Consider the following 1495-nt stretch of genomic DNA (forward strand, 5'->3'; position numbering starts at 1 on the left):
TCGCTGCTGGGCGCGGAGGCGGGCGGTGCGCTGGTCGCGGGCTGGAACGCGGCGGCCCGGCGCGCGGACGAGACGGCGCGCCAGTGCCTGCATCGCCGTTTTGAGGCGCAGGCGCGCGCGCGCCCCGATGCTGTCGCGCTGCAATGCGAGGGCGAGGCGCTGACTTACGCCGAACTGGATCGCCGCGCCAACCGGCTGGCCTGGCGGCTGGACGCCGCCGGGGTGCGCGGCGACACGCCGGTTGCGCTGGCGTTCGGGCGCGGCGTGGACAGCATCGTCGCGATACTAGCGGTGTTGAAGGCGGGCGCCTTCTATGTGCCGCTCGATCTCGACCATCCGCCGGAGCGTCTCGCCTGGATACTGGAGGATATCGGCGCCGGCGCGCTGATCTGCGGCGAGGAAGCGCGCGAGCGCTTCGGGGACTTCGGTGGGGTTCTGATCGGGATGGGGGATGCGGCGGAGTCCGGCGAGCGCGAAGACGCGCCGCCGCCGCGCGACACTTCGCCCGCCGACCTGTGCTATGTGATCTACACCTCGGGCTCGACCGGACAGCCCAAGGGCGTGTGCGTGGAGCACCGCAATGTGGACCATCTGTTCGCGGCGACGCGCCGGAGCTACGGCATCGGACCGTCGGATGTGTGGACCCTGTTCCATTCCTACGCCTTCGACTTCTCGGTATGGGAAATCTGGGGCGCCCTGCTGCACGGCGGGCGGCTGGAAATCGTGCCTTACCGCTGCTCGCGCACGCCGGAGGAATTTCTCGCGCTGCTGGAGCGCGAGGGCGTCACGATGCTGAGCCAGACCCCCAGCGCCTTCAAGCAGCTGCTGCGCGCGCTGGGCGACGCGCGGCGGCCCTTGCCGGCCGGTTTGCGCCATGTGTTCTTCGGCGGCGAGGCGCTGATTCCCAGCCAGTTCGCCGCCTGCCTGGGCGAGGAGAGCGGCGTCGCGCTGGTCAATCTCTACGGCATCACCGAAACCACGGTGCACGTGACCGAGCGCGTGCTGGGCGCGGGCGACGCGCTCTCCTCGCGCAGCCCGGTGGGCCGGCCCTTGCCCGGCTACCGCGTCTACCTGCTCGACGCCGCCGGGCATCCGGTGCCGCCGGGCGTGCCGGGCGAAATTTACGTGGGCGGGGAGGGCGTGGCGCGCGGTTATCACAAGCGTCCCGAGCTCGACCGCGAACGCTTCATCGCCGACCCCTTCCTGCCCGGCGAGCGGCTTTACCGCAGCGGGGACCTCGGGCGCTGGGACGCGGGCGGCGAGCTGGACTATCTGGGCCGCATCGACGAGCAGGTCAAGATCCGCGGCTTCCGCATCGAACTGGGCGAGGTGGAGGCGGCGCTGGCCCGGCACCCGGACGTCGCCGCCGCGGCGGTGATGGTGGACGAGGCGAGCATAGACGGCCACGCGCAGCTGGCGGGTTTCGCGGCGCCGCGCGAGGGCGCGTCGCTCTCTCCCGCCGCGCTGCGGGACTGGCTGGCGCAGCGCCTGCCGC

1 protein-coding gene is annotated in these 1495 nt (G+C 72.2%); it reads left to right on the top strand.

All coding sequences use genetic code 11. From position 1 onward, the window contains the following. On the top strand, positions 1-1495 hold a 1495-nt coding region (locus tag LQT98_RS18505), incomplete at both ends, for a non-ribosomal peptide synthetase (protein WP_231464179.1).

This window comes from Chromobacterium aquaticum, assembly GCF_021129195.1.
Taxonomy (GTDB): Bacteria; Pseudomonadota; Gammaproteobacteria; order Burkholderiales; family Chromobacteriaceae; genus Chromobacterium; species Chromobacterium aquaticum.